This is a genomic window from Paracoccus litorisediminis, from assembly GCF_009711205.1.
GTDB lineage: Bacteria > Pseudomonadota > Alphaproteobacteria > Rhodobacterales > Rhodobacteraceae > Paracoccus > Paracoccus litorisediminis.
In genome coordinates this window covers 37,397-63,479 of record NZ_WMIG01000007.1, presented here as the reverse complement: position 1 = coordinate 63,479, position 26,083 = coordinate 37,397, and the positions used below count along the sequence as shown (strand labels likewise).

The window sequence follows — 26,083 nt, the reverse complement described above, 5'->3', positions numbered from 1 at the left end:
CCGACCATGTCCAAGAAAAACCTCAACGACTGGGACGCTCTGGCCGAACGCGAATTGAAGGCGTCGCCGGAAACGCTAGTCTGGAACACGCCCGAAGGAATCGCGGTCAAGCCGCTTTACACCGCCGAGGATCTGGAGGGCATCGGCCATCTGGACAGCCTGCCGGGCTTTGCCCCCTTTGTGCGCGGCCCGCGCGCGACCATGTATGCGGGCCGACCTTGGACTATCCGGCAATATGCCGGGTTTTCCACTGCCGAGGAATCGAACGCCTTCTACCGCCGCAACCTTGCCGCCGGGCAGAAGGGCCTGTCGGTCGCCTTCGATCTGGCCACCCATCGCGGTTATGACAGCGACCACCCCCGCGTCGAGGGCGATGTCGGCAAGGCGGGCGTCGCCATCGATTCCGTCGAGGACATGAAGATCCTGTTCGACGGCATTCCGCTGAAGGACATGTCCGTGTCCATGACCATGAATGGCGCGGTCATCCCGATCCTTGCCAGCTTCATCGTCGCGGGCGAGGAGCAGGGCTGCCCGCGCGCCGCCCTGTCCGGGACCATCCAGAACGACATCCTCAAGGAGTTCATGGTCCGCAACACCTATATCTATCCGCCCGAGCCTTCGATGCGGATCGTGGCCGACATCATCGAATACACCGCGCGAGAGATGCCGCGCTTCAACTCGATCTCGATTTCCGGCTACCACATGCAGGAAGCGGGCTCGACGCTGGTGCAGGAACTGGCCTTCACCTTGGCCGACGGGCGCGAATATGTCCGGGCGGCGCTGGCCAAGGGGTTGGATGTCGACGAATTCGCCGGGCGGCTGTCGTTCTTCTTCGCCATCGGCATGAATTTCTTCATGGAAGCGGCAAAGCTGCGCGCCGCCCGCCTGCTGTGGTCGCGCATCATGGCCGAATTCCAGCCGAAAAAGCCGTCCTCGCTGATGCTGCGCACGCATTGCCAGACCTCGGGCGTGTCGCTGCAGGAACAGGACCCCTACAACAACATCATCCGCACCGCCTATGAGGCGCTGTCGGCGGCGCTTGGCGGCACGCAATCGCTGCATACCAATGCGCTGGATGAGGCGATCGCGCTGCCCACCGACTTTTCCGCCCGGATCGCCCGCAATACCCAGCTGATCCTGCAGCATGAAACCGGCGTCACCAATGTCGTCGATCCGCTGGCTGGCTCCTATTACGTCGAAAGCCTGACCAACGAATTGGCCGAAAAGGCCTGGGCGCTGATCGAGGAAGTCGAGGAGATGGGCGGCATGACCAAGGCCGTGACCGAGGGCCTGCCCAAGCGCCTGATCGAACAGGCCGCGACCCGCCGTCAGGCGGCGGTCGACCGGGGCGAGGAAGTCATCGTCGGCGTCAACAAATACCGGCTGGATAACGAAGAACCCATCGACATCCTTGCCATCGACAATACCGCCGTCCGTGACGCGCAAATCCGGCGGTTGGCCGATGTCCGCCGCCAGCGCGACCCGCAAAAAGTCGAAGCCACGCTGGAGGCGCTGACCGAAGTCGCACGCAGCGGTCAGGGCAATCTGCTGGCCGCCGCGGTCGATGCCGCCCGCGCCCGCGCGACGGTGGGCGAAATCTCGAACGCCATGCGGCAGGTCTTTGGCGACCACTCGGCCCTGCCCGAGGTGGTCGGCGGCGTCTATGGCCCCGCCCATGACAACGACCCCGAATACAAGACGCTGACCACGCGTCTGGACAGCTACAGCCGGAATGCGGGCAAACCCAAGGTGATGATCGCCAAGCTGGGTCAGGACGGCCATGATCGGGGCGCCAAGGTCATCGCTTCGGCCTTTGGCGACATGGGCTTTGACGTGGTCGCCGGGCCGCTGTTCCAGACCCCAAGCGAGGCCGCCGATCTGGCCATCCGCGAAAAGGTGCAGGTGGTCGGCATGTCCTCGCTCGCGGCGGGGCACCGGACGCTGGCCCCGCAACTGATCGAGGCGCTGAAACAGAAGGGCGCAAGCCAAGTCATCGTCGTCGTCGGCGGGGTCATCCCACGGCAGGACTATGATTTCCTGCTGGAAAACGGCGTCGCGGCGGTCTTTGGCCCCGGTACCAACGTGCTGGATGCGGCGAATAAGGTGATCGACCTGCTGGAAGGCAAGATCCGCAACAATTGAGGCTTTCGATGATCAAGCGCGTCAATCACATCGCCATCGCGGTCCCCGATCTGGAGCTTGCCGCCCAGACATGGCGCAATCTGGGCGTCACCGTCTCGGAACCGCAGACCCTGCCCGAACATGGCGTCCGTGTCGTTTTTCTTGAGTTCGGCAACGTCAAGCTGGAGCTGCTGGAGGCCTATGGCGAGGGCTCTCCGATCGGCAAGTTCATGCAGAAGAACCCTTCGGGCGGGATGCATCACGTCTGCTTCGATGTGGACGATATCGGGGCGACCTCGGCCAAGTTGCAGGATGCGGGCATCCGCGTGCTGGGCGGCGGCCAGCCCAAGATCGGGGCGCATGGCAATCCGGTGCTGTTCGCGCATCCCTCGGACCTGTTCGGAGTGCTGACCGAATTCGAGGAGCCCCATTCGCCCGAAAGCTAGGCCGCCGAGGACGTCGTGACCCTGCGTCACGCATCCCCGGACAAGCGAATTCATCAAAGCTTAACAAAACGGCCACTTGGCTGTCATGGTTCGGCACATATTCCGCCCTCCGGAAATACCCCTGAATTATCAGGGACCTATCTGGAGAAATTATGCTTTCCCTCAAGACCTCGGTTTCTGCGACAGCCCTTGCGCTGGCATTTCTCAGCGCTCAGGGCGTCGCTGCCGAGACCCTCAACACGCCGCGCCTGTCCAGCGCGGACAACTTCCGCGACATTGCCGGCACGACCACCGCCTATAGCACCGCCCGGAACGGCGTCATGCGGCAGGGCGTGTTCTATCGCTCGAACGCTTTGACGCTGTCGGATGCGGATCTGGCGACGGTCAACACGCTGGGCATCAGCGATGTCTATGACCTGCGCACGCCCGGAGAGGTCGCCACGGCACCAGACCGGGTCCCGACCGGCGCGAGCTATACCAATGTCAACCTGATGGGCAATGCCAGCGTCCATTTCAACCCGACCACCGCCGATGAAGCCCGCGCCTTCATGCAGGACGGCGAGCGCGCCTATGTCAACAACAGCGACATGCGGGGCCGTCTGGCCGGAATGCTGAACGACATGGCAGCAGCCGACGGTGCATCGCTTTTCCATTGCACGGCGGGCAAGGACCGCACCGGCTGGACCGCGGCGGTGCTGCAAAGCCTCGCAGGGGTCAGCGACGCCGATATCATGACGAACTATCTGGCCACCAACGACTATACGGCCGACCGGGTCGCGGCGACGATGGCTTACCTGAACGCCACCAACCCCGCCTATGCCGAGATCATGGGCCCGGTCATGGGCGTCGAGGCGAGCTATCTGCAGGCCGGTCTGGACGAAGTCGCCAGCCAATACGGCACGATGCAGAACTACCTGACCGAAGGTCTGGGCCTGTCGCAGGAAACGATCTATGTCCTGCGCGGCAAGATGGTCCGCTACGAACTGCCGGGACAGCAGGACATGACCGGCAACGCCGCCGCCGGGGCCGAGGTCCTGAGCGCGCTGCAGGACAGCGACCTGTCCGGCCGCTACACCGACTACAACTATTACCTGCAATCGGCGATCGACGCGGGCACGCTGGGCGGGGTCGAGGCGACAGTCGGCGGTCAGGTCCATGCCGACGCGGCCAGTTCGCTGCTGCGTGAAATCGGCCTGATCGACAGCGCCCTGCCCTATGCCACAGGTCGCGCGATGGCGGATGGCCAAAGCCAGTTCTGGACCAAGGGGCTTAGCTTTCAGGACGATCAGGACGCGCGTTCGGGGATTGCCAGCAGCGACGGCGATGTCAACGGCTTCATGATGGGGATGAGCAAGCGTTTCGACGGACAGATTGCGGCCTATGCCGGGGCGGGCACGCTGCAAGGGTCGACCTCGTCGGCCGAGGGTCAGGCCGACACCGATCAGATCTTTGTCACGGCGGGTGGCCGCTATGGCTTTGACAGCCTCGATCAGGGGACGTTCGTTTCGGCCAACGTGACCGCCGCGCAGTTCGACTATGACAGCACCCGCCAGATCGGCGGCGGTCTGGGCACGGCCAAGGGCAGCACCGACGGCAACCTTTACGGGGCCAGCCTGAAACTGGGCTATGACCATGTGACGGCGGACTATCGCGTGACGCCGACCGTCGGCATCCGCTTCAGCCATCTGAAGCGCGACGGCTTTACCGAGACCGGCAGCGAAGTGGCGCTGGATGTCGACGCGCTCAGCGAAAGCCGCCGCGACCTGCTGCTGGGGGTCGAGCTTGAGGCGAAGCCGACCGCCATGGGCAACTGGAGCGTCTCTCCGGCACTGAATATCGGTTACGAACATGCGCTGGACGATGCTGCCACCAGCAGCACCGGCCGGATCGAGGGGATTCCGGTCGAACAGGTCTCGGCCTTTGACAGCCGCGACGTGTTCCGGGCGGGCGCATCGATCAGCGCGAAACTTGACCGGCTGACGCTGTCTGCCGAAGGGAATTATCAGGACGGGAATTCCGGCGGGATGCTCTCGGCCAGCTATTCCTTCTAAGAAAGCGGCCTCCGGCAGTTCTTGCCGGGGGCCATACCCGCTAGGCCCCGCCCAGCAGCGCGTCCTTCAGGCTTTTCGCGGCCTCCCGCTCGCCAGACAGGCGCAGTTCCTTTTCGACATGGTCAAGGTGATGCGCCATCGCCTTTTTCGCCGCCTTCACGTCGCCGCTGCGCAGATGGGTGATGATCTCCTCATGCTCGTCCGGCCCGCAATTATACTTGTCGGAATCGCGGAAGGCGGCGGTGATCAATGAGCTGCGCCCGATCAGGTCGCGCATCAGCCCGCACAGGAAATCGGCCTGCGCCATTTCGGCCAGCATCATGTGAAAGCCGCCCGACAGCTTGATGATCGCGCGCTGGTCGTTTTCGGCATTGGCGACGCGCTCTTGTTCGACATGCGCGACCATCGCATCCAGCTTGCTTTCGTCCAGCCGGTCCATCAGTCTTTCGATGACCCGTTGTTCGACCGAGCGGCGGATATGAAAGATGTCGCGCGCTTCCTCGACATTGGGTTCGGCGACGAAGGCACCCTTGTTAACTTCGCTGGTAACCAGCCCCTCGCGTTCCAGCATGGCCAGAACCTGACGGACACGGGCGCGGCTGATGCCAAAGACCTCGGCCAGCTCGGCTTCCTTCAGTCGCATTCCGGGGCGCAGGCGGCGTTCTGCGATCGAGAGCCAGATCCGCTCGGCAATCTGTTCGGCGGTAAGCGCGTCCATAGGTGTCCTGAATAACAATGCAATACCGAAACTAGCCGATTTTTCCTCTTCTGGTCCAGAAGAAATGCTGGCATCATTGTCGACAATATAGTTGACATTTATAGCGAACGAACTGTCGCAAAGGGGTTCAAAGATCCACCATGGAATTTGATTTCACCAAGATCGAGCCGATGGATCGCTATCGGCTGCTCACGAATTTCATCGGGCCAAGGCCGATTGCACTGGTCACGACACGCGCGGTCGAAGGCCATGACAATGGCGCGCCGATGAGCTTCTTCAACGTCTTCTCGCATGATCCGGCGATTGTCGTGCTTGGCATCCAGCCACGCGCGGATGGGCGCGAGAAGGATACCGTCGCCAATATCCGGCGCACTGGTGAGTTCACCGTCAACATGGTGGACATGGCCCTGTCGCAGACGATGCTGATCTGCGGGCTGGGCGCGGAAAGCGATGTGGATGAACTGGCCCTTGCGGGCGAGACGGTGTCGCCGGGCGTGCAGGTCGGCTCATCCTGGATCCCCGCCAGCCCCTGCGCCATGGAATGCCGGGTCGAGCGGCTGATCGAGTACCCAAAGCGCGTGTTGGTGCTGGGCGAGGTCGTCCATATGCATGTCCGCCGCGATTGTCTGGACGCCGAGGGCCGCTATGTGGATCCCCAGACCTATCAGCCCATCGCGCGGCTGCATGCCGATAATTACATCGTTTCGGACCAGCAATTCGTGCTGAAGCCGCCACGTCTGGAAGATCTGCTGAGGCGGGTGGATTAAGATGCATGTCTTTGTCATCAACCCGAATTCCACCGCCTCCATGACCGATACGGCGGTTGAAAGCGCCCGCCGTGTGGCCGGGCCGCTGACCGTGATCGAGGGCGCGACCGGCATCGGATCACCCGCCAGCATTGAGGGTTTCTCGGATGAGGCGCTGTCCGTGCCGTCAATGCTGGCGCAGATTCGCATGGCCGAAGCGGGCGGCGCACAGGCCACGGTGATCGCCTGTTTCGACGATCCCGGCCTTGATGCCGCGCGCGAGATCGCCAGCGGTCCGGTCATCGGCATCTGTCAGGCGGGCGTGCAGGCGGCGATGGTGCTGGCGAAGCGATTCTCAATCGTGACGACGCTGCCGCGCTCGGTCCCGGCGATCGAGGATCTGGTGCATCGCTACGGGGCCAGCCAGCATTGCCGCCGCGTGCGCTGCATCGACCTGCCGGTGCTGGCGCTGGAAACCGAAACCCAGCACGCCTTCAGCCTGCTGGTCGCCGAAATCGAACGCGCCCGCGACGAGGACGGTGCCGAAGCCGTCGTGCTGGGCTGCGCCGGCATGTCCGAGATGACCGACGATCTGACCAAGGCCACCGGCGTGGTGGTCATCGACGGCGTCATCATCGCCACCAAGATGGCCGAGGCGCTGATTGGCAGCGGGCTGAGAACGTCCAAGGCCAATGCCTATGGCTTCCCGCGGATCAAGGACTGACTGGCGCGACCGGACGACAATATGACCGTATCAGGGCCGCCTACAGGGCGGCCCTTTTTTGCATCGCCTGCTCAATCCGAGGACATCTGGTAAACTATTGTCGCCCTTATTGTCGACAAAATGATTGACAGACATGCCGACACCGTTAGGGTCGTGATCAAAGCTGCAGCAACATGCAGACCAAGGGAGCGACAAGATGAAACCGGGATATCTTCCTCTGGCGCGGTCAGCGCCTTCGCAAGCTGGCGTGTGTCCGGCCTCGGTTCCCACCTGATGGCCGGTCGTGACGCAATGGCCGCCCGCCAATCGCTTCGGCTAAAGCGCCTGACCGGACGGGGGTGACGCATGCTGGTTTTCATCATCAAGAAACTGGCCAATGCCGCGATGGTCATGCTGGCCGTCGCCTTTCTGGCCTTTCTGATCTTCCGCCTTGCCGGCGACCCGGTCGACATGATGTCCACCGAGCAGACGACCGAGGCCGACCGCGCCCTGATGCGCGAAAATCTGGGTCTGAATGACAGCTTCGCGGTTCAGTACGCCCGCTTCGTGGCCAATGCTGCGCAAGGCGAATTCGGGATTTCCTACCGCAACGGCCAGGAAGTGCTTGGCCTGATCGCCGAGCGTTTTCCCGCCACGATGGAACTGGTGATCGTCGCGACCATTCTTTCCTTGCTGATCGGCCTGCCTTTGGGCGTGCTGACCGCGATCCAGCGCGGGAAATGGTATTCGGAATTCCTGCAATTCGGCTCGATCATCGGGGTCTCGCTGCCCAGTTTCGTGGTCGGCATCCTGCTGATCCTGGTGTTTTCGGTGACGCTGGGCATCTTTCCGGCCTTCGGGCGCGGCGATGTCATCGACTTGGGCTGGTGGTCGACGGGCTTTCTGACCAAGACCGGGCTGATGGCGCTGGTCCTGCCCTCGATCTCGCTCTCGCTTTATCAGGTGACGCTGATCATGCGCCTTGTCCGGGCCGAGATGCTTGAGGTCATGCGCTCGGATTACGTGAAATTCGCCCGCGCCCGGGGCATCAGCCGCCACAGGATCTATTTCCGCCACGCGCTGCGCAATTGCCTGATGCCCGTGGTGACGCTGACGGCGATGAATATCGGCACGCTGATCGCCTTCGCCCTGATCACCGAGACGGTGTTCCAGTGGCCGGGCATGGGGATGCTGTTCATTCAGGCGGTGACCTTCATCGATATCCCGGTGATGGCGGCCTATCTGTGCATCGTCGCCTTCATCTTCGTGTTCCTGAACACCATGGTCGATATCGCCTATGCGGTCATTGACCCCCGCCTGCGCAGCGCCAAGTGAACGGGAGGCCAATCATGACAACCACCGCAACCACCCGCCCTTCGCGCCTGCAACGCATCCGGCAAAGCGACCTGTGGTGGAGCTTCACCCATTCATGGTCGGCACGGATCGCCGCCTGCCTGCTGATCCTGCTGATCGGAACGGCCTTCTTTGCTCCGGTCTTTGCCCCGCAGAACCCCTATGACGCGGCAAGCCTGGACATGTGGAAATCCGAACTGCCGCCGATCTGGCAGGAGGGCGGAGAGATGCCCTATCTGCTGGGCACGGACACGCAGGGACGCGACATGCTGTCGGTGCTGCTCTACGGCACCCGGATTTCGGTCCTGATCGGCTTTGCCTCGGTCATCCTGTCGCTGGTGATCGGCCTGTCTCTGGGTCTGGTCGCGGGCTATTTCGGCGGCATCGCCGATAACCTGCTGATGCGGGTCGGTGATGTCGTGCTGTCCATCCCGACCATCCTGATCGCGATCCTTGTTTCCGCCGTGGTGCGACAGATGCTGCCACCGGGCCTGCGCGAGGTCGGGGCCTCGGCGGTGCTGGTGCTGGCCATCACCCTGTCGGGATGGGTGCAATATGCCCGAACCGTGCGCGCCCAGACCATTGTCGAGCGTGGCAAGGAATACGTGATGGCGGCGAAGCTTTTGAACGTGCCCAAGCGCCGGATCATGTTCCGCCACATCCTGCCCAATACCCTGACCCCGGTGCTGGTCGCGGCCACGCTGTCCTTTGGCATGGCGATCCTGACCGAGGCGACGCTGTCCTTCCTTGGCATCGGCATGCCGCCCGGCCAGCCCTCTCTGGGGACGCTGATCCGCATCGGCAACCAATATCTGTTCTCGGGCCTCTGGTGGATGGTGATCTTTCCGGTGGTGCAGCTCTCGCTTCTGGTCATTTCGGTGAACCTGCTGGGCGACTGGCTGCGCGATGCCCTCAATCCGAAACTGAGGTAACCCATGTCCAACCTGATCCTGCGCAATGTCCGCCCGCTGGGCGGGGCGGCAGCCGACATCCTGATCCGTGACGGCGTCATCGCCGAGATCGGCCAGATCGCCGAGCAGCCCGGCATCGCCACCGAGGACGGTCAGGGCGCGATCCTGTGGCCCGGCCTGATCGACGCCCATACCCATCTGGACAAGACCACATGGGGGATGGACTGGCACGAGAACAACCGCGCCGCCATCCTGCGCGAACGCATCGACTTTGAGCGCGAGAACCGGCTGCCCTTGGGTCTTGATCCGCATCGCCAGTCGATGCGCCACGCCATCGGGCTGGCCGCGCATGGTGCCAGCCACATCCGCAGCCATGTCGATATCGACCCGACCCACGGGTTGCGGCTGGTCGAAGGCGTCCAGCAAACCCGTGAGAAACTGCGCGGTATAATCGACATCGAAATCGTCGCTTTCCCGCAATCGGGCGTCATGGTTGCGCCCGGCACGGTGGAACTGCTGGACGAGGCACTTGCCAATGGCTGCGAAGTCTTGGGCGGCATCGACCCCTGCGGCATCGACCGCGACCCCAAGGGCCAGCTTGACCTGCTGTTCGCCTTGGCTGGCAAGCATGGCGTGCCAATCGACATCCACCTGCATGAGGCCGGAGAGCTGGGCGCCTTCACCATGGAGCTGATATTTGAACGGGTCCGCGCCAATGGCATGCAGGGCAAGTTCGTCATCAGCCATGCCTTTGCGCTGGGAATGAACGACCACCTGCGCGTCGGCAAGCTGATCGAGGAAATCGCCGATCTGGATATCGGCATCGCCACCACCGGGGCGCCCTCGGCCACGGTGCCTTCGGTCAAGCGCCTGCGCGAGGCGGGGGTTCGGGTCGGCGCGGGCTGCGACGGCATCCGCGACACTTGGGGGCCGTGGGGCCTGCCCGACATGATGGACCGTGCCCGGATCATCGGCATGAAGAACGGCGTGCGTTCGGATATCGATCTGCGCCACATGCTGGACATTGTCAGTCAGGGCGGGGCCGATCTGATGCGGCTTGAGGGCTATGGCGTGACGCCCGGCTGCAAGGCCGATTTCACCCTGCTGCAAGGCCAGACCATCGGCCAGGCCGTCGTTCAACCCTCGATCCCGCCGCTGGTCGTCAAGACCGGCCGCGTCATCGCCCGCGCGGGCAAATGTATTGTGGACATGCCATGACCAAAGCCATCCCCGCAAAACAGGCGCTTGCTGGCCTGTCGCTAGGCGCGCGCCCTTCGGGTCGGACGCTGCTGACCGCCAAATGGGTTCTGGCGCATGAGAACGGCAGCCATGCGCTGCTGCGCAACGGCGAAATCGTCATCGAAAACGGCACAATCATCTTTGCCGGTCATGATTTCCCCGGTGAGGTCGCCCGCCGCATCGATTTCGGCCAATCGCTGATCTCGCCCGGTCTGGTCGATCTGGATGCGCTGTCCGATCTGGATACGACCATCCTTGGCATCGACCATTTCCCGTCATGGAAAAAGGGGCGCGTCTGGCCGCTGTCCTATGTCCAGAACGGCCCCTATGAGATGTATTCCCCCGACGAACTGGCCTTTCAGAAGCGCTTCGCCTTTGGCCAGTTGCTGCTGAACGGGATCACCACCGCCGCGCCCATCGCCTCGCTGTTCTATCGCGAATGGGCGGAGACCGTCGCCGAATTCGACGCTGCGGCGCAGGCGGCAGGTGATCTGGGGCTGCGGGTGTTCCTGTCCCCGGCCTATCGTTCGGGCGGCATGGTCCTGCACGCCCCCGGCGACATGCGCGCCCATTTCGATGAGCCACGCGGCTTGCGCGGGCTGGAGCGCGCCGCCGACTATATCGCGCGGCAGTCCGGACGTTTCGACGGGCTGGTGCAGGGCATGTTCGCGCCCGACCGGGTCGAGACCTGCACCGCGGGGCTGCTGCGCGCCACCATGGAACGCGCCGAGGAGATGAACTGCAAGGTCCGCCTGCACATGGCCCAAGGCGCGATGGAGGTTGAAACCGTCCGCAATCTGCATGGCGCGACCGCTCCGGTCTGGTTGGCGCGCGAGGGGCTGCTGAACGACCACCTGATCGCGCCGCACGCGACCGAGGCGACGCCCGAGGATCTGGAGCTTTACGCGCAAAACGGCGTCTCGGTCGTGCATTGCCCGCTGGTTTCGGGTCGGCATGGCGGCAGCCTGAACAGCTTCTCGAAGCTGCGCGATCGCGGCATCAACATCGCGATGGGGACGGATACGACTCCGCCCGACATGCTGCTGAACCTGCTGGTCGGGTTGATCGCCTGCCGAATGAACGATGGCGGGCCGGAACGGGTGATGACCCGCGATTTCTTCGATGCAGCCACCCTCGGCGGGGCCAAGGCACTTGGTCGCAGCGATCTGGGTCGGCTGATGCCTGGCGCGCGGGCTGATATCGCGGTCTTTGGGCTGGATGATGTCACCATGGCCCCTTCGATCGATCCGATCACCACGCTGGTCGCCGGTGGGTCGGGTAAGGTGACCAAGGCGGTCTTTGTCGACGGTCGCCTGTCGATGCGCTTCGGTCAGGTCGCGGGCATCGACATGCAGACGGCGCGGGATCAGGCGCAGGCGCAGTTTGACCGGCTGATCGCCCAATACCCCGCCCGAACCTGGGACCATCCCCCGGTCGAGGAGATCTTCCCGCCCAGCTACCCCCTTCGGGAGAAAGCCGATGCTTGACGCCACGGATGCCTGTCTTGAGGTCCGAAACCTTGTCGTGGAATTCCCGAACCGGCATGGCACGGTCACGGCGCTGAACGATGTTTCATTGCAGATCCGACCCGGAGAGATTCTGGGCGTGGTCGGCGAATCCGGCGCGGGCAAGTCGATGACCGGGCTGGCCATTCAGGGGCTGCTGGAGCGTCCCGGACATATCGCCTCGGGCGAGGTCTGGCTGTCGGGTCGCCGCATCGACAAGTTGACCGACCGCCAGATGGAACAGATCCGCGGACGCGAGATCGGTGCGATCTTTCAGGACCCGCTGACCTCGTTGAACCCGCTGTTCACGGTGGGCGCGCAGCTGGTGGAAACCATCCGCCAGCACATCCCGCAGATGGGCAAGCAGGCCGCGCGCGACCGCGCCATCGGCCTGCTGCAAGAAGTCGGCATCCCCGGTGCGACCGAGCGGGTCGACCATTACCCGCACCAGTTTTCCGGCGGCATGCGCCAGCGCGTGGTGATCGCGCTGGCCCTTGCGGCCAACCCCAAGCTGATCATCGCCGATGAGCCGACGACGGCGCTGGACGTGTCCATTCAGGCGCAGATCACCGGGCTTTTGCGCAGGCTGTGCAAGGAACATGGCACCGCGGTGATGCTGGTCACCCATGACATGGGGGTGATCGCCGAAACCGCCGACCGCATCGCCGTCATGTATGCCGGTCGCCTGATCGAGATCGGCCCGGTCGAGACCGTCCTGAAATCGCCCGCCCATCCCTATACCAAGGGGCTGATGGCCTCGATCCCGGCGCTGGGGGCGCGGGTCGCGCATCTACACCAGATCGACGGGGCGATGCCGCGCCTGAACGCCATCCCGCCGGGCTGCGCCTTCAATCCCCGCTGCACCATGTCCGGCCCGCGTTGCAGGCGCGACCGGCCCGATCTGGCCCCGACCGGAACCGGCCTGGCCGCCTGCTGGCTTCATGATGGAGGTGTCGCATGACCGCGAACCAGACCGCCGCGCTGGAAGTATCCCGCCTTGACCGGGTCTTCGATGTCTCGCCACCTTTTCTGAACCGACTGCTTTACGGGCAGAAACGCAAGTCGCTGCATGCCGTCAACGATGTCAGCTTCAGCGTGCCGATGGGCGGCTGCCTTAGCCTTGTCGGCGAATCCGGCTGCGGGAAATCGACCGTGGCGCGGCTGGTTACCGGGATCTATCCGCCGAGTTCCGGCCAGATCCGCTTTGCGCCGGGGAAATCCGGTCAGCCCTTGTCGGCGCAGATGATCTTTCAGGACCCCTACGCCTCGCTCAATCCGCGCTGGCGGGTCAAGAACATCATCGCCGAACCGCTGCGAGAGCTGAAGCTGATCGACAATGATGCCGGGATACAGGCCCGCGTGGCCGAGTTGCTGGGCATTGTCGGCCTGGCCGCCAGCGATGGCGAGAAGTTCCCGCATGAGTTTTCCGGCGGGCAACGGCAGCGCATCTCGATCGCCCGCGCCTTGGCATCCGAGCCCGAATTTCTGGTCTGCGACGAACCGACCTCGGCGCTGGACGTGTCGGTGCAGGCCCAGATCCTGAACCTGATGCGCAAGCTGCAGGACGAATTGGGGCTGACCTATCTGTTCATCAGCCATGACCTGTCGGTGGTGCGCCACATGTCCGACCGGATCGCGGTGATGTATCTGGGCCGCGTGGTCGAAGAGGCCGATACCGAAACCCTGTTCGCCGACCCCAAGCATCCCTATACCCGGCTGCTTTTGCAGACGATCCCGAACGTCAACGCCCCCCAGCGCAACCGCGAGATCGCGGCGGGCGAAGTGCCCAGCCCGCTGGCCCCGCCGCCCGGCTGCACCTTTCACACGCGCTGCCCTTTGGCGCAGCCGCGCTGCAAAAGCGACCGCCCCGAACTGCTGCCCAAGGCGGATGGCGCGCGGGTCGCCTGCCATCTGGCCTGACCAACCGACTTACCAACCACAAAACCGAACATCTGCAGGAGAGGTTCATGCCTAACATCTCGAAGCTTGCCGTCACGAAACTTGCCGCAGCGCTCGCGCTGTCGGTCAGCGCCTTTGCCGCTCAGGCGGAAACCGTCAAATGGGCGTCGCGCGCCGACATCTATTCGCTGGACCCGAACTCGATCCCCTCGACCTCGAACCTGGCCTTCTTGAACCACATCTATGAGGGGCTGGTGCGCTATGACAAAACCTTCGGGCTGGAGCCGGCGCTGGCGACCGAATGGCAGCTGGTCGACAACAAGTTCTGGCGCTTCAAGCTGCGCGAGGGCGTGAAATTCCATGATGGCGCGGATTTCACCGCCGATGACGTGGTGGCCTCGTTCAAGCGCGCGGCGGACCCGACTTCGCCCTTGAAAGGCAACATGCCGCTGTTCAAGGACGTCCGGAAGATCGACGACCATACGGTCGAGATCGACGTGACCTCGCCCTCGTCGCTGTTCCTGAACGACATCACCAATATTTTCATCTTCGACGCGGGCTGGCTCAAGGCCAACAATACCGAATTGCCGACCCGCTATGATGAGGGCAAGGAAGGCTACGCCACCAGCAACACCAACGGCACCGGCCCGTTCAAGCTGGAAAGCCGCAAGCCTGACGCGATGACCGTGCTGCTGGTCAATGACGGCTGGTGGGATGAGAAAAAGCACAATATCGACCGGCTGGAATTCATCCCGATCACCTCGGCGGCGACCCGGATTGCGGCGCTGCTGTCGGGCGAGGTTGATATCGTCGACAGCGCGCCCATTCAGGATCTGGAACGCCTGAAAGCCGACCCCAGCGTCAAGGTCCTTAATCAGACCGAGCTGCGCACGGTGTTTGTCGCCTTCAACCGCCGCGACAAGCTGCCCAGCGGCGCCGAAAACCCGTTCAACGACATTCGCGTGCGTCAGGCCTTTGAACTGGCCATCGACCGCGACATGATCAACAAGCGGGTGATGCGCGGGCTGGCGCGGCCTTCGGGCTCGCTGATCGCGCCCGATATCGCGGGCTATTCGGCGGAACTGGACACCTACCAGCCTGCCGACCCGGAAAAGGCGAAAGCGCTGCTGGCCGAGGCCGGCAAGGAAGGCCTGCCGCTGACCTATACCTGCATGAACGACGAAAGCATCAACGAAGAGGATTGGTGTCAGGCGATCTCGAACCTGCTGTCGCGCGCCGGCTTCCAGCCCTCGATCGACATGGGTCCGCGCGCTGTCCAGTCGCCCAAGCGCTCGAAGGGCGATACCGAGGTCTTCAACCTTAGCTGGGCGAATGAGCCGACGCTGGACGCCTTCAGCCTGCTGTCGCAGGTGCTGGCGACCAAGGAAGGCACGTTCGGCGTCTCGAACTATGGCGGCTGGTCGGCCCCTGCCCTTGACGCGCTGGTCAAGCAGGCCGCCGAGGCAACCGATCCTGCCGAACGCCTGAAGCTTGAGGCCGAGGCACTGAAAATCGCCAAGGACGAGGTGCTGATGATCCCGCTGCACCAGCAGCCGATCGCATGGGCCACCAATGCCTCGATCGAGGCGATCGACCTGCGCGCCGACAACAAGCCGCGCCACTGGTTCACCGTAGTCGGCGAGTAAACCCGCCTTATGCGCCGCCCGTAACAGCGGGCGGCGCAGCATTTCTATCCGAGGGGATCATGGACACGCTTGATGAACTGACCCTGGGCCTGCGCCCCAAGGGCCGCAGCCTGCTGACGGCCGACTGGCTGCTGGCGCATCGCGACGGCGGCCATGTCCTGCACCGGCGCGGCGAATTGGTGATCGAGGGCAACCGTGTCCTTTATGCCGGGCCGCGTTTCGACGGGCCGGTGGCGCGGCGCATCGATTTCGGCGCGGCGCTGATCTCTCCGGGGTTGATCGATCTGGACGCGCTGTCCGATCTGGACACTTACAGCCTTGTTCTGGACAATCAGCCCGGCTGGTCGCGGGGCCGCATCTGTCCCGAAACCTACACCCCCTACGAGATGTATTCGCAGGGCGAACTAGCCTTTCAGAAGCGCTATTCCTTTGCGACGCTGCTGCTCAACGGGATCACCACGGCGCTGCCCATCGCCTCGCTTTACTATCGCGAATGGGCCGAGACCGCCGCCGAATTCGATGCCGCCGCTGATGCCGCGATCGATCTGGGGCTGCGGGTGTTTCTTGGCCCGGCCTATCGTTCGGGCGGAACGGTCGTGGACCGGGACGGCGCTTTTCACATGCGTTTCAATGAGACGCGCGGCTTTGCCGGGCTGGCCGTCGCCCGCGATTTCATCCGTCGCCGGGCGGGTGATGGTGGCGGGCTGGTACAAGGCCTGCTGGCCCCCGACCGGGTCGAGACGAACACCCCCGCCCTGATGCAGGCCACCATGGTCGCGGCCGAGGATCTGGATGTGCCCGTGCGGTTGCACATGGCGCAAGGCAAGCTTGAGGTCGAAACGATGCGCCGTCTTTACGACGCGACGGCGGCGGAATGGCTGGTCTCGCTGGGCTGCTTCAATTCGCGCCTGATCGCACCCCATGGCACGCATGCCACCGACAGCGATATCGGGTTTTATGCTGACAATGGCGTGACCATCGCGCATTCGCCGCTGGTCTCGGCCCGCATGGGATCGGTGCTGAAAAGCTTTGCCGGCATCCGCAAGCGCGGCGTGAATATCGGCATGGCGACCGACACCGCACCGCCCGACATGTGGATGAACATGCTGGCCGGGCTGATCGCCTGCCGGATCGCGGACGGGGCTTCGGACGCGGCGCTCAGTGCCGATTTCTTCGACGCGGCGACCCTTGGCGGGGCGCGGGCGCTGAAGCGGCCCGATCTGGGGCGGCTTGAGGCCGGGGCGCTGGCCGATATCGCCATTTTCCGGCTGGACGATCCCCGGATGGTGCCGACCGTCGATCCGATCACCACGCTGGTTCTGGGCGGAAACGGAAAGATCACCGAGGCGGTCTTTGTCGATGGCCGTCTGTCGATGTGCCGCGGTCAGGTCGCGGGCATGGACATGGTTCAGGCCCGCGCGCAGGCACAGGCGCAATTCGACGGACTTGTCGCGAAATATCCCGAACGCAGTTGGCGTCATCCGCCGCTGGAACAGCTTTTCCGCCCCTCATTCCCGATCATCTGACACCGAGGCCCCGATGACTGCCACGATCTTTACCCATGGCACCGTTCTGACCATCGACCCGCAGCGCCGTATCATCGAGGATGGCGCCGTCCGCATCATCGGCGACCGTATCGCCGCCGTCGGGCCCGCCTCCGAGATCCTGCCTGAACCCGGCGACCACGTTATCGACTGCCGCGGCAAGCTGATCCTGCCCGGCCTGATCGACGCCCATGGCCATGCCGGGCACTGCCTGATCCGCGGCATCGGCGCGGATACCAGTCCGCTGTGGATGAAGATCGTGACGCCGACCTACTGGCATCAGACGACGCGTGAATTCTGGGCCGCCGAAGGCATGGTTTCGGGGCTGGAGCGGCTGCGCGCCGGGGTGACGACCGGGGTCAGCATCATTTCCTCCATGCCGCGCAGTGACGATCCCGAATTCGCGGTGAACCACGCCCGCGCCTATGACCGGATCGGACTGCGAGAGATCATCTGCACCGGCCCGGCGGGTCTGCCTTGGCCGCGCGAGGTCACGCGCTGGGAAACCGGCTCACCCGTCCGCCGCTCGATCACCTTCTCTGAGATGATGGAGGGGGCCGAGGCGGCGATCCAGACGCTGGACGGCAGCGCCGATGGGCGGATCAAGGTATACCTGACGCCCTTCACCATCGTGCCTTCGATCGATCCGTCCAATATCTCGACCCCGGATCAGGCGGTGCGGCTGACGCAGGACGACCGCGACCATGCCCGCGTGGTGCGCGAACTGGCGCGAAAATACGGGGTTCGGCTGCATTCCGATGCTTTCGCTGGCCATATCCGGATGGCGGCACAGGATACCGAAAACGCGCTGCTTGGCCCGGATATCCATCTGCAGCATTGCTGGGGAATCTCGCCGCAAGAGATTGATATTCTCGCCGAAACCGGAACATCCGTGACCCATGCCCCACCCGGCCGATCAACTCCTGTGATCGAGATGATGGCACGCGGTATCAATCTGGCCGTCACCACCGACGGCACCGCACCGAACCGCTATTTCGACCTGCTCCAGACCGCGCGGCTGTTCCAGTCGGTCCAGCATGTGCTGCGCGGCCATGACCGCTACTTCTTCCCGCCGGGCAAGGTGCTGGAGATGATCACCATCGACGCTGCCCGCGCCCTTGGGCTGGATCACGAAATCGGCTCACTTGAGGCAGGCAAGAAGGCCGATGTGATCGTCCTCGACATGCGCGCGCCGCATCTGACGCCGGACTGGCAACCCGTCCATCGCCTGATCGCGCAGGCCGTGGGGCATGACGTCGAAACGGTCATGGTCGATGGCCGCATCATCATGTCCGACCGCCGCGCCCTTCAGGTCGATGAGGCCGAGGCCATCACCGAAGGCAACCGCGTCGCCCGCGAACTGGTCGCGCGGGCGGGTCTGGAAAAGCATCTCTGCGAGCCGGGCTGGGGGCAGCTTTACCGCCACTTCGACGAACCGGTCAGCCTGCCGCAATGGTGATGCGGGGCTGACAGGCCGAATCTCAGGGCTGAGCCGGATCCTCGCCCGGGGCGGTGGTGAACAGATCGGCCCATTCCGGGTGGCGCGCATATTGTCCGCGGACATAGCGGCACAGCGGAATGATGCGGAAACTTTCCTCGCGCGCGTCCTGCAGCAAGCGTGCCAGCAGCGCCCCGGCGACGCCCCGACCTGCCATGCTTTCGGGTACGCCGGTATGGTCGGCGCTGATGACGCCCGGCCCGCGCCGGGTAAAGGTGATCTCTCCCTCGCCCTCGACCCCTTCGATGCGGGCCACGTAGCGGCCGGTGCGGGGGCCGGTTTCCTCACGCGTGATGGTGGTCTCGGTCATGCCAGTCGTTCCCTTGCAAGCGCATCTGCCGCAACTCTAGGCGCGGCGTGCAAGCCGGTCCACCAAGTCTGCCTGCAACATCACGCGGTCCTGCAGACGGCGCAGCGACAGCAGCGCCGATGCCTCATCCAGTTCGACATCGCCGCACAGGATCGCGGAGCCGGCAGGCACATCGCTTAGCAGCCTGCGTCCGGCGGCAAGGTAATAGGGGATGGGCGCGTCATCGGACAGCACCATCGCCGGGGTCATCCGCCCCGAGACATCGGCAATGCTGTGATGATGCCCCTGCGCGTGCAGGATCGTCCCAGCCTTCAGGTCCCGGTCGGCATGAGCGGTCAGGTCGATGACCGGCTGCGGGTTGAGACCGCCGGATGAGCGGCCCAGCAGTGCTGCCTCGAACACCGAGGTCGCGGCCTCAAGCCCCAGCAGATGGCGCGGCAGACCCAGCATCGCGGTGCGCCCATTGCGGGCCACGACATGCCCCTTGTCGCGCAGCATGTCCCAGGTGTCGCCATCCTCGCAGCGAACGGTGACATAGACGCCGCCCGCGAAACTGGGTTCATCGGGCAGGCGCAGGCAGTGGAACACATCCAGCTGTCCCCGCCCCCGCAGCAATCCGCCATCGGCATTCAGGGCCATCAGGTCCGCGATCTCGGGGATACGGGCGATGGGGGCATGCAGATCGGCCCGGTCAGGCATCATGCCAAGAGCATTGGCAACCACGGTCATCTCGCACAGGTCCGGCACGGCGCGCTGCGGCAAGGCCGATGCCAGCCGCGCGCGGGCCGCCGCGACCTGCGCCCAAGAGCGATCCCCGGCGGCAAGCCAGTCGGAAAAGTCGGGGGCCGCGATGCTCCTGCCATTGCTGGTGATCGTTCCCTGCGCGGGATCGAAGACGAAATCGTATTCGCTGGATTTCCCCGCCGACACGACGCTTAGCCCCACCACCTGCGCCCATGTCACCAAACCGATCAGCAGGCTGGGTTGATCGCCATCGACCGGCGTCACCACCCGGCCCCGTTCGGTGGCCAGCCGGGCCAGAATGGGACCGATGACACTGTCGGTCTCTTTCGTGACCATCACGACGTGGCGGTCGGCGATGATGGCGATCAGGGCATGACGGGCACCAGCCTCGGGGTTTCCCGTCGCCTCCAGCAGGACCTCGAAGGGCAGGTCCGCCACATGCGCCAGATCGGCGGCGGCGATGGCCTTGCCCTGATCCCAGGCCACGCGGGCCGAGGCGGCATCGCTGCATTCCGCGATCTCGGCCGGATTGATCCCGACCGAGGCCAGCACGCGGGCGGCAATCGCGGCATCGACATCCACCGCGATGCGGCATGACAGTCCCGGCACGCGGCGCGCCTGCGCCAGAAAACTGCGTCCGAAACCGCCCGTCCCCGTGATCGCGCATTCGACGCGGCGACTGTCACGGGTGGCGAAATAGCTGTGATGGTTCATCGGATTTCCTGACTGGCCGGGCGGCGCCCACGTAGGCGCGCGCCGATATGCAGCAATTTCGGGACGATCAGCAGCGCCAGCGCGATTACCATGATCGAGCTGACCAGCGGATTGGCAAAGAAGATCCCCAGTGAACCATCCGACAGCACCATCGACTGGTAAAAGGCGTTCTCGGCCTTGTGGCCCAGCACCATCGCCAGAACCAGCGGCGCCAGCGGATATTCCAGCCGCGACAGCACATAGCCCACCAGCCCAAAGACCAGGACCAGCCACAGGTCAAAGGTCGCGCTAGAGACAGTATAGGCCCCGACAAAGCAGATCGCGACGATCATCGGCCCGATGATCGAGAACGGAACCCGCAGCAGCGCCGCGAACAGCGGCACGGTCAGCAGGACAAGGATCACGCCAACGATGTTTGACACATACATGCTGGCGATCAGGCCCCAGACGAAATCCGGTTTGGTCGCGAACAGCATCGGACCGGGCGTCAGGCCCCAGATCATCAGCCCGCCCATCATCACCGCCGCCGTGGCCGAGGACGGTACGCCTAGCGCCAGCATCGGCAGCATGGCGCAGGTTCCGGCGCTGTGGTCGGCGGTTTCAGGGGCGATGATGCCTTCCGGCCGACCCGAGCCAAAGGCCGCACCCTTGCGCGAGGCCTGCCGCGCGATGCCATAGCTCATGAAGGATGCTGCCGTCGGGCCGCCGGGGGTGATGCCCATCCAGATCCCGATCAGCCCCGAACGCAGCGTCGTCGCCCAGTAGCGCGGCAGTTCCGCAATGGTGCGCAGCATGTCGCGCAGGTCGATGCGCGAGGACACGCCACGGAAACGCAGCCCCTCTTGCACGGTGGCCAGAAGCTCACCGATGCCGAACAGGCCGATCACCACCACCAGAAAGCTGATCCCGCCCAGCAGGTCCGAGAAGCCGAAGGTCAGGCGCACTTCGCCTGTGACATTGTCCATCCCGACCGAGGCCAGCAACAGCCCCGTCGCCAGCGACACCACCGTCTTGACCGGCGATGCGCTGCCCATGCCGATGAACGCCGCGAAGGCCAGAAAATACACCGCAAAATATTCCGGCGCGCCAAAGCGCAGCGCAAAGCGAGAGGCCCAGCCCGCCAGCAGCGTGATCACCACGACGCCGATCAGCGCCCCGATCCCCGCCGACATGAAGGCCAGTGTCAGCGCCCGCGTCGATTGCCCCGACCGCGCCATCGGATAGCCGTCGAATGTCGTCGCGACCGAGCTTGGCTCTCCGGGGATGTTGAACAGGATCGAGGTGGTCGAGCCGCCAAACAGCGCACCCCAATACATCGAGGACAGCAGGATGATGGCCGAGGTCGGGTCCAGCGTAAAGGTCAGCGGGATCAGCAAGGACACGCCATTGGGCGCGCCAAGCCCCGGCAATACGCCCACAACCAACCCCAGCAGCACGCCCACGACCATCAGCATCAGGTGAAAGGGCGTGATCGCGATGCCGAAGCCATGCATCAGAAGGTCAAAGTTCTCCATCTCGCGCGACCCTCAATAGATGCCCAGAAGCGGCTCGATCGGCCCCTTCAGCAGGGGCACGAGGAAAGCCACTTCAAAGACCAGATAAAGCGCCACCGAAAAGCCGCAGCCGATCGCCAATGCGACCCATGCGCGATAGCCGCCCGACCGCCACGCATTCCACGCGACATAGCTGGCCGCACCGACATAGATGCCCATGACCACCGTCAGGATGACGAATGCCAGCATCGTGCCGATGAAGCGGCCCAGACGGAGAAGACGCTCGCGGTCAAGGAAAAGCTCGGCACCGTCATCGCCCTGTGCTGTCTGTCGCGCGACAATGGCCGCACCCAGATTCCACAGGCTGGCAAGGATCAGGATCACTCCGACATAGAACGGGAAATAGCCCGATTCAGGGCCGGATTCCGACCAGCCATGACCCAGCTCCAGCGCTCCGATCACCGCAGCGGCACCCAAAGCGCCGGTGCCAATCGCGGTCGCCACCTCGGCATGAAAACGTCTGACGGTCATAGCTTCTCCCCCTGCCCCCGCCTGATCCGAAAAGGCCCGCGACAATCGGGTCGCGGGCCGGTCTTTGGCTTATTCGGTCGACCAGCCCTGCGCCTTGAAGACGGCGACGGTCTTGGCCTCGCTGCCGTCGATAAAGGCTTGCAGCGCGTCCCCGGTCAGCAAGGTGCCGCTTTGCGAGGTCTTGGTCAGGTATTCCTGCCATTCGGGGGATTCAAAGACCGATTTTAGCGCCTGCTGGTAGAAAGCGACGGCCTCGGGCGGGGTATCGGCGGGCAGCCAGACCGTGCGCGGCATCTGGTAGCTTTCGATATTCAGCCCCTGCTCCTTGCAGGTCGGGATGTCGTGCCAGCCCATTCCGTCATGGATCGCGGCACTTTTGGCCATACGCTGAGGGGCAAAGACGCAAAGCGGCCGTACCGCGCCCGCTTGCCATTGGCCGGCGTTTTCATTGGGATTGTTGACGTTGGCCGCGATATGGCCACCCGCCAGCTGCACGCCGACCTCGCCGCCACCATTGAAGGGAACGTATTTGAAATCGGCACCGGTCGTGTCCTCGATCAGCGCGACCAGGGTTTCGTCGGTGTCCTTGGACTGGCTGCCGCCGAAGGGGATCTTGCCGGGATCGGCCTTGGCGGCGTCGATCAGGTCGGTGACGGTCTTGTAGGGCGCGTCGGCCTTGACCCAGACGATGAACTCATCCATCGCCAGCGCCGCAACCGGCTGCAGATCCTTGGCGGTATAGGCCAGCTTCGCAACATGCGGCAGCAGGTAGACGTTGTTCGTGGCGAAGATGACCTTGTTCGGGTCGGCCTTGTTCTGCTTGCCGTAAAGGAAGGCCTCGGCCCCCGATCCGCCGCCCTTGTTCAGCACGACGATGGGCTGATCGACCAGCTTGCCGCGCGTCAGAACCGACTGGATGGTGCGCGCGAAATTGTCGGTCCCACCGCCCGCGCCCGAGGCGACCACGAACTCTACCGGCCGTTCGGGGCTCCATTCAGCCCAGGCAGGCACCGATAGCAGCATCAGCGACGCGACGGACGCGCCGATTGCTTTCTTCATCATCTTCTCTCCTCCACTGAATTGGACCGCGTCCTCCACGCGATCTTGTCTCCGGGCCGGGTTGGCGACCCGAAAAACGCTATCCTTCCACAGCCGCCGTGGCCCAATCGGGTGCCAGCGCCGCCTGTGCATCGCGACGGGGATTCATGCTGGCCAGATCGATACCAAGGCGCGCGGCAGCGCGGGTCGCGCCCAGATCGGCGCGGCCCTGCCCGGCAATGTCATAGGCCGTGCCATGCGCAGGCGTGACAATCGGGAAATCGTAGCCAGCGATCAGCGTGACCCCCCGGTCAAAACCCAGCAGCTTGATCGCGATCTGGCCCTGATCGTGATACATGGTCAGCACGGCATCGAATTCCCCCCGGATCGCCCGGACGAACACCGTATCCGAGGGGATCGGCCCCTTCACGTCGAAACCCTCGGCCACGGCCAGGTCGACGGCGGGGGCGATGATGTCTTCGTCCTCGTCGCCGAAATTGCGGCCATCGCCCGCATGCGGGTTCAGCGCGGCGACGCCGATGCGCGCGCCGGGCTTGCCCGCCGCAGCCATCACTTCCGATGTCAGCCGGATGCTGGACAGGATGCGGTCGATACTCAGCCGGTCCGCCACCGCCCGCAGCGGCACATGCGAGGTGACGCGGGCATTCCAGACCTCTTCCAGCACGTTGAATTCGCGGCCGCTGCGCTCGGCACCCAGCACCGCATCGATAAACCCGATCTCATCGACATAGGCAGGACGGGCAAGGCGCATCGAATGCTTGTTGAAGGGCGTGAACATGACCGCATCGACCAGCCCGGCCTGACCCAGCCGCAAGGCGGCGGCGAAATTCTGCAGCGATGCCTCACCCGCGGCGGGGTTCGAGCGGCCGATGGTGATCCCGTCCGGCGCGCAATTCGCCAGATCGACCAGTACGTGACGCGCCGGCAGCGTCTGGCACAGATCATCAGCGGCTATCACTGTGACGTTCAGGTCAACCCCGGCATGTTCGATGCCCATGTTCAGGACATTCTCGGCGCCGATGGCGATCACCTCATGATCCTGCAGATCGGGATGGGCCATCAATCTGGCCGCCAGTTCCGGCCCCACACCACCTGCATCCCCCAGCGCCAGCGCAATCCGCATCGCCTCGATTCCTTCCCCTCGATCCAATATTGAATTTTGTATACAATATTTCGTATCGCGTCCACTTGGATTTCGCGCTAGAAATGAACTGTCGCTTGGAGTGCGCAAATGGATCTACAGAACGATACGGTCGGCACGCTGCGCGTCGACAAGGCCACGCTGCACGATCAGGTCGTTGCGCGGATACGCGACCTGATCGTCGAGGGCGCGTTGCTGCCCGGCTCTCGCATCGACGAATCCGCGCTGATCGAACAGCTGGGCGTCTCGCGCACCCCGTTCCGAGAAGCGCTGCGCACCCTTGCCGCCGAAGGTCTGGTCGAGATCCGCCCGACCCGTGGCAGCATTGTGCGCAAGCTGACGCCCGATGAGGTCTTCTCGATGCTGGAAGTTCTGGCGCAGTTGGAACAACTGGCCGCCGAGCTGGCCTGCAAGCGCGCAAGCGATGCCCAGATCGCCCAGATGGTCGCGATCCATGAGCAGATGCTGGAGTTCTACGCCAAGCGCGAACGCATGCCCTATTTCAAGCTCAACCAGGAATTCCATCGCGGCATCGTCAGCCTGTCCGCCAATCCCGTGCTGATCGAGATCCACGGCAACCTGCATGCCCGGCTGAAGCGCATCCGCTTTGTCGGCAATCGCGGCCCGGACTTTTGGGCCGATGCCGTGTCCGAACACGAGGAAATGGCCCGCGCCCTGCAAACCCGCGACGGCACCCTTCTGGGCGAGATCGCAGCCCGCCACCTGCTGAACACCTGGACGCGGGTCCGGGATGCGGTGACCTGAACCAATCCTGCCAGGATCGCGCGCAATTGGTCCCCCGGTGCAACCTCTTGCGCCGGGGAATAACGCTTACTGCGTGAATAATCGCCATTCTGCGCATCTTTGGACGAATTTAGGCTGACGCCAAACTGAACCATTTACGAATCCAATTTCCTGAGATTGACTGAGCCAATCGCAAATTGGTCCCGTCATGCCCGCATCGGAACTGCTTCGCCCCAACGACCCCGAACGCCGTGCCGAGGATGGCAATTCGGCCTATGCGCTTGAGCGCCTGCGCCGCTATCTGGATGCTGGCGAAACGCGGTCCGGCGGTCGGATGCCGACCGAACGCCAATTGGCCGAAACGCTTGGCATCGGCCGCCGCGCCGTGCGCCGCGCGCTTGAGGTGCTTGAGGCCGAGGGGCTGATCTGGCGGCGTCAGGGCTCGGGAACCTTTGCCGGTCCCTTGCCCGCCGAGAACAGCGCCGAGCAGATTGCCACCACCGACTTCCTTGAGATCATGGAGGTGCGGCTGCGGTTGGAACCGCAGCTTGCGGCACTGGCCGCGATGCGCGCCAAACCCGCGCAGATCGCCCGCATGCATGAACTGGCCGACCGGATCGTCCAATGCGAGGATGCCGACGCCCGCGAGCTATGGGACGGGACGCTGCATCGTCAGATCGCGCAGGCGGCGGGCAATGCGCTGTTCCTGTCGCTCTTCGACACGGTGAACCGGTTGCGTCAGGACGAGGCCTGGCAGGCGATCCGCGAACGCGCGCGCGGTGGCAATGGCACGCGCGACATCACGTTGCGCCAGCATCACGCCATCATCGACGCCATCGCCGCCCGCGATCCGCAGGCGGCCGCCAATGAAATGCGCCAGCATCTGCTGATGCTGCAGGAAAAGCTGATCCGGCAGACCTCGCTGGACGGTTCGGAAACTTGAACCACGCAGAAACCGGACAAACCG

Annotated in this window: 23 protein-coding genes; 16 read left to right on the top strand and 7 right to left on the bottom strand. The window is 64.0% G+C overall.

The features are described 5' to 3' along the window. Nucleotides 1-6 precede the first annotated feature (6 nt). From scpA to GL300_RS13920, 3 genes are all read left to right on the top strand, one after another. The gene (gene scpA, locus GL300_RS13930; RefSeq protein ID WP_155040256.1) at nucleotides 7-2,142 is read left to right on the top strand and encodes a methylmalonyl-CoA mutase; all 2,136 of its coding nucleotides are present in this window, start codon (nucleotides 7-9) and stop codon (nucleotides 2,140-2,142) included. An 8-nt stretch (nucleotides 2,143-2,150) separates the two neighbouring features. Then, nucleotides 2,151-2,567 (top strand): methylmalonyl-CoA epimerase, encoded by a 417-nt coding sequence (gene mce, locus GL300_RS13925; RefSeq protein ID WP_155040255.1) that lies wholly within the window; start codon nucleotides 2,151-2,153, stop codon nucleotides 2,565-2,567. A 152-nt stretch (nucleotides 2,568-2,719) separates the two neighbouring features. Beyond that, a complete protein-coding gene (locus GL300_RS13920; RefSeq protein WP_155040254.1) occupies nucleotides 2,720-4,618 on the top strand; it encodes a tyrosine-protein phosphatase in 1,899 nt (632 codons plus the stop codon). A gap of 40 nt (nucleotides 4,619-4,658) precedes the next feature. Here the strand turns inward: GL300_RS13920 and GL300_RS13915 are convergent, their stop codons facing one another. Further along, complete coding sequence (locus tag GL300_RS13915) at nucleotides 4,659-5,336, bottom strand: GntR family transcriptional regulator (RefSeq protein ID WP_155040253.1); 678 nt, start codon at nucleotides 5,334-5,336, stop codon at nucleotides 4,659-4,661. Nucleotides 5,337-5,476: 140 nt separating this feature from the next. Here GL300_RS13915 and GL300_RS13910 point away from each other — a divergent pair, with 140 nt between their 5' ends. From GL300_RS13910 to GL300_RS13860, 11 genes are all read left to right on the top strand, one after another. Further along, nucleotides 5,477-6,103, top strand: a complete 627-nt coding sequence (locus tag GL300_RS13910) for a flavin reductase family protein (protein ID WP_155040252.1) — start codon at nucleotides 5,477-5,479, stop codon at nucleotides 6,101-6,103. 1 nt (nucleotide 6,104) lies between these two features. Beyond that, entirely contained in the window at nucleotides 6,105-6,806 is a 702-nt protein-coding gene (locus GL300_RS13905; RefSeq protein ID WP_155040251.1) for an aspartate/glutamate racemase family protein, read from the top strand. Between the two features lie 345 nt (nucleotides 6,807-7,151). Further along, entirely contained in the window at nucleotides 7,152-8,120 is a 969-nt protein-coding gene (locus GL300_RS13900; protein ID WP_155040250.1) for an ABC transporter permease, read from the top strand. A 14-nt stretch (nucleotides 8,121-8,134) separates the two neighbouring features. Further along, complete coding sequence (locus GL300_RS13895) at nucleotides 8,135-9,070, top strand: ABC transporter permease (protein ID WP_155040249.1); 936 nt, start codon at nucleotides 8,135-8,137, stop codon at nucleotides 9,068-9,070. Nucleotides 9,071-9,073: 3 nt separating this feature from the next. Then, a complete protein-coding gene (locus tag GL300_RS13890; RefSeq protein WP_155040248.1) occupies nucleotides 9,074-10,267 on the top strand; it encodes an amidohydrolase family protein in 1,194 nt (397 codons plus the stop codon). Continuing rightward, complete coding sequence (locus GL300_RS13885) at nucleotides 10,264-11,775, top strand: amidohydrolase family protein (protein WP_155040247.1); 1,512 nt, start codon at nucleotides 10,264-10,266, stop codon at nucleotides 11,773-11,775. Before GL300_RS13890 ends, GL300_RS13885 begins: the two co-directional genes overlap by 4 nt. Continuing rightward, a complete protein-coding gene (locus GL300_RS13880) occupies nucleotides 11,768-12,754 on the top strand; it encodes an ABC transporter ATP-binding protein (RefSeq protein WP_155040246.1) in 987 nt (328 codons plus the stop codon). Before GL300_RS13885 ends, GL300_RS13880 begins: the two co-directional genes overlap by 8 nt. Then, on the top strand, nucleotides 12,751-13,713 hold the full coding sequence (locus GL300_RS13875) for an ABC transporter ATP-binding protein (protein ID WP_155040245.1): 963 nt from the start codon (nucleotides 12,751-12,753) through the stop codon (nucleotides 13,711-13,713). The genes GL300_RS13880 and GL300_RS13875 overlap by 4 nt, the downstream gene beginning before the upstream one ends. Before the next feature lie 47 nt (nucleotides 13,714-13,760). Further along, nucleotides 13,761-15,338, top strand: coding sequence for an ABC transporter substrate-binding protein (locus tag GL300_RS13870; protein ID WP_155040244.1), 1,578 nt, complete (start codon nucleotides 13,761-13,763; stop codon nucleotides 15,336-15,338). Nucleotides 15,339-15,397: 59 nt separating this feature from the next. Next, nucleotides 15,398-16,864 (top strand): chlorohydrolase family protein, encoded by a 1,467-nt coding sequence (locus GL300_RS13865; RefSeq protein ID WP_155040243.1) that lies wholly within the window; start codon nucleotides 15,398-15,400, stop codon nucleotides 16,862-16,864. Nucleotides 16,865-16,877: 13 nt separating this feature from the next. Continuing rightward, nucleotides 16,878-18,341 carry an amidohydrolase family protein gene (locus GL300_RS13860; protein WP_155040242.1) on the top strand — a complete coding sequence of 488 codons (1,464 nt, stop codon included), beginning with the start codon at nucleotides 16,878-16,880 and terminating at the stop codon, nucleotides 18,339-18,341. A gap of 22 nt (nucleotides 18,342-18,363) precedes the next feature. Here the strand turns inward: GL300_RS13860 and GL300_RS13855 are convergent, their stop codons facing one another. The 6 genes from GL300_RS13855 to GL300_RS13830 all read right to left on the bottom strand — a co-directional run bounded on the left by GL300_RS13855 (nucleotide 18,364) and on the right by GL300_RS13830 (nucleotide 24,354). After that, a complete protein-coding gene (locus GL300_RS13855) occupies nucleotides 18,364-18,690 on the bottom strand; it encodes a GNAT family N-acetyltransferase (protein ID WP_155040241.1) in 327 nt (108 codons plus the stop codon). Between the two features lie 36 nt (nucleotides 18,691-18,726). Then, nucleotides 18,727-20,148 (bottom strand): flagellar biosynthesis protein FlgA, encoded by a 1,422-nt coding sequence (locus GL300_RS13850; RefSeq protein ID WP_155040240.1) that lies wholly within the window; start codon nucleotides 20,146-20,148, stop codon nucleotides 18,727-18,729. Beyond that, entirely contained in the window at nucleotides 20,145-21,662 is a 1,518-nt protein-coding gene (locus tag GL300_RS13845; protein ID WP_155040239.1) for a tripartite tricarboxylate transporter permease, read from the bottom strand. The genes GL300_RS13850 and GL300_RS13845 overlap by 4 nt, the downstream gene beginning before the upstream one ends. 12 nt (nucleotides 21,663-21,674) lie before the next feature. Next, the gene (locus GL300_RS13840; RefSeq protein ID WP_155040238.1) at nucleotides 21,675-22,172 is read right to left on the bottom strand and encodes a tripartite tricarboxylate transporter TctB family protein; all 498 of its coding nucleotides are present in this window, start codon (nucleotides 22,170-22,172) and stop codon (nucleotides 21,675-21,677) included. Nucleotides 22,173-22,241: 69 nt separating this feature from the next. Then, entirely contained in the window at nucleotides 22,242-23,234 is a 993-nt protein-coding gene (locus GL300_RS13835) for a Bug family tripartite tricarboxylate transporter substrate binding protein (protein WP_155040237.1), read from the bottom strand. A gap of 76 nt (nucleotides 23,235-23,310) precedes the next feature. After that, nucleotides 23,311-24,354: a 4-hydroxythreonine-4-phosphate dehydrogenase PdxA gene (locus GL300_RS13830; RefSeq protein WP_155040236.1), complete on the bottom strand. Its 1,044-nt coding sequence runs from the start codon at nucleotides 24,352-24,354 to the stop codon at nucleotides 23,311-23,313. Nucleotides 24,355-24,462: 108 nt separating this feature from the next. Between GL300_RS13830 and GL300_RS13825 the strand changes: the two genes are divergently transcribed. Both GL300_RS13825 and GL300_RS13820 read left to right on the top strand, forming a co-directional pair. After that, nucleotides 24,463-25,137 carry a GntR family transcriptional regulator gene (locus tag GL300_RS13825; protein ID WP_155040235.1) on the top strand — a complete coding sequence of 225 codons (675 nt, stop codon included), beginning with the start codon at nucleotides 24,463-24,465 and terminating at the stop codon, nucleotides 25,135-25,137. A 187-nt stretch (nucleotides 25,138-25,324) separates the two neighbouring features. Beyond that, a complete protein-coding gene (locus GL300_RS13820) occupies nucleotides 25,325-26,059 on the top strand; it encodes a FadR/GntR family transcriptional regulator (protein WP_155040234.1) in 735 nt (244 codons plus the stop codon). The last annotated feature ends 24 nt before the right edge of the window (nucleotides 26,060-26,083 follow it).